4 protein-coding genes and 1 pseudogene are annotated in these 2,355 nt (G+C 63.2%); 4 read left to right on the top strand and 1 reads right to left on the bottom strand.

The window, feature by feature from the left end; genetic code table 11:
* The first annotated feature begins 45 nt into the window (after positions 1 to 45).
* The 4 genes from JHD07_RS10325 (at position 46) to JHD07_RS10310 (ending at position 2,160) form a co-directional block, all read left to right on the top strand.
* Positions 46 to 300: an AbrB/MazE/SpoVT family DNA-binding domain-containing protein gene (locus JHD07_RS10325; protein WP_291621628.1), complete on the top strand. Its 255-nt coding sequence runs from the start codon at positions 46 to 48 to the stop codon at positions 298 to 300.
* Positions 297 to 701 (top strand): type II toxin-antitoxin system VapC family toxin, encoded by a 405-nt coding sequence (locus tag JHD07_RS10320; protein WP_291621625.1) that lies wholly within the window; start codon positions 297 to 299, stop codon positions 699 to 701. Before JHD07_RS10325 ends, JHD07_RS10320 begins: the two co-directional genes overlap by 4 nt.
* Before the next feature lie 59 nt (positions 702 to 760).
* On the top strand, positions 761 to 1,573 hold the full coding sequence (locus tag JHD07_RS10315; protein ID WP_291621623.1) for an MBL fold metallo-hydrolase: 813 nt from the start codon (positions 761 to 763) through the stop codon (positions 1,571 to 1,573).
* A gap of 65 nt (positions 1,574 to 1,638) precedes the next feature.
* On the top strand, positions 1,639 to 2,160 hold the full coding sequence (locus tag JHD07_RS10310; RefSeq protein ID WP_291621621.1) for a hypothetical protein: 522 nt from the start codon (positions 1,639 to 1,641) through the stop codon (positions 2,158 to 2,160).
* Between the two features lie 106 nt (positions 2,161 to 2,266).
* Here the strand turns inward: JHD07_RS10310 and JHD07_RS10305 are convergent.
* Positions 2,267 to 2,355: pseudogene (locus JHD07_RS10305) on the bottom strand (cupin); the annotation flags it as partial.

Raw genomic sequence — 2,355 nt, 5'->3', positions numbered from 1 at the left:
GGCTAAATTGCCTTACTTGTGTCGCAGCAAGGGGTGGAGGCTCCGATGAGTACGTTGACGGTCACGGCAAAGGGGCAGGTTACGCTCCGGAAGGATCTTCTGGAACACCTCGGTGTCCACCCGGGCGACAAGATCTCGATAGAGAAGCTTCCCGGGGGACGGGTCGAGGTGAAGGCCGCTCCGCCCGCCGGAAAGATCTCGGATACCTTCGGGTTCCTGAAAGGAAAAACGAACAGTCGAGCGCTGTCGATCGAGGAAATGAACGACGTCATTGCTGACGGCTGGGCCGGCAAGCGGTGAAGATAACGCCCGATACCAACGTCCTGGTGCGGGTTCTGGTCGGAGATCATGCCGAACAGAGCAAGGTGGCTGAAGCCATCCTCAAGAAGGCTGACCTCATAGCTATTTCGATTCCGGCGTTGTGTGAGCTGACCTGGGTTCTCTCTCGCGGCTACAAGGCTTCGACCGCCGACATCGCGGCTTCGATCCGGCACTTGATCAATGCCTCCAGTACGGTTGTCGACCGGCCCGCAGCCGAGGCCGGACTGGCCTTCCTCGATGCCGGAGGTGATTTCGCCGATGGCGTCATCGCCCACGAGGGTCACTGGCTCGGAGGCGATACCTTCGTTTCTTTCGACAAGAGGGCTGTGAGACTGGTCGAGGCAAGCGGCGGATTGGCGCGGCTGGCTAGCGGCACATGACGCAGAGACAATTCGTCGATACACTCGAAAGGTCGTTCATGAGCGGCGGACGGTTCTTGATGTCTCGACTCTTGCTGACAGCGCTGGCGTGCCTCGGATGGATGTTCGCCCCTGCCCTCGCGCAGCAGCCACTGCGCAGCGAATGCCTGGCGATGGCCGATGCCGCGCCGCGGGTCATGTCCGTCGCGTACCGGAAAGCGGCCGGTTCGCCCGAGGTCGAGATCACCTATGCCGGCCATTCCACCTATTTCATCGACACGCCCGGCGGCCTGCGCATCGCGACGGATTATAGCGGCGCATACCAGGTGGGACGGCTGCCCGACGTCGTCACCATGAACCGGGCGCACAGCACGCACTATTCCCTGTATCCGGACAAGCGAATCCCCCACGTGCTGCATGGCTGGAGCGACGATGGCAAGCCGGCGATCGTGTCGCAGCGCATCAGTGACACCATCATCCGCAACGTCACGACGGACATCCGCCGCTATTTCTCCGACGATCTCGGCAGCGACATGCTCCGCGACGGCAATTCCATCTTCATCTTCGAGGCCGCCGGCCTCTGCATCGGCCATCTTGGCCACCTCCATCACAAGCTGGACGACAGCCATTTTGCCCAGATCGGACGGCTCGACATCGTGATGGTGCCGATCGACGGCACTTATACCATGTCGCTCGACGGCATCTCCGAGATCACCAAGCGGCTGCGCGCCTCGGTGGTGCTGCCGATGCACCGCTTCGCCACCCCGCTCGACGACTTCATGCGGCGGATCGGCCAGCAGTTCGAGATCGACCGCCGCATCGAGCGCTCGTTCCGGATGTCGCGGGATGCGCTGCCGCCAAAGCCGACCGTGATCATCCTCGACGGCGTCTGAGGCGCAATTTTCTCCAAGCCGGCCGGCGGATGGTCATGCTGATCTCCTCGCGACAGGAGATCAGCATGAGCGATTTTGCCCGATTGTTGCACGCCGACGCAGCCAACCCCGAGCATGCCGAGGCACTCCAGCTCTATGGCCGCTTCGTCGGCGACTGGGACGCCGAGATCACGGCCCATGGAGTGGACGGAACGAAGCACACCGCCCCTGGCGAAATCCATTTCGGCTGGGTGCTCGAAGGGCGCGCCGTGCAGGACGTCTGGATCATCCCCCGGCCCGCAGGCGGGCCGGCGTTTCCGATCGCCGGCAACTGGTACGGCACCACGCTACGAGTCTATGATCCCGCCCTGTCCGCGTGGCGTATCTGCTGGTTCGATCCCGCGCGCTGCGTGTTCCGCCAGCAGATCGGCCGTCCGCGCGGCAGCGACATCGTGCAGGAAGGCACAACCGAATCCGGCGAACTGACGCGCTGGAGCTTCACCGGGATCACGGACGGCTCGTTCCATTGGCTCGGCGAGGCCAGGTCCGCAGCAGCGAAGGACTGGCGGCTGATGGTGGAGGTCAAAGCGCGACGGCGCAGGCCATGAGCATCGGCCAGCCATGATACCGAAACGAGAAGAGGGGCCGGGATGTCGATCCCGGCCCCTCTTCGTCGTGGCCGCTGGGAAGCGTCCTTGAAGCCTTATTGTCCCGTCAGCCGGCACCCATCAGCGAGGCCGGACGGGGCGCGCCTGTGGAAACGAACATCCTCTTAAGCTTGTTGACGACGCGGATCAGGAAAC

The sequence above is a fragment of the Bradyrhizobium sp. genome, assembly GCF_016462955.1.
In the GTDB taxonomy this organism is placed as follows: domain Bacteria; phylum Pseudomonadota; class Alphaproteobacteria; order Rhizobiales; family Xanthobacteraceae; genus Bradyrhizobium.
Note: the sequence above shows the minus strand (reverse complement) of the source record. Positions and strands in the feature narration are given on the sequence as shown.

Coding starts and splice junctions, on each gene's coding strand:
- JHD07_RS10325 (WP_291621628.1), top strand. CDS start 46: ATGAGTACGTTGACGGTCACGGCAAAGGGGCAGGTTACGCTCCGGAAG.
- JHD07_RS10315 (WP_291621623.1), top strand. CDS start 761: ATGTCTCGACTCTTGCTGACAGCGCTGGCGTGCCTCGGATGGATGTTC.
- JHD07_RS10310 (WP_291621621.1), top strand. CDS start 1,639: ATGAGCGATTTTGCCCGATTGTTGCACGCCGACGCAGCCAACCCCGAG.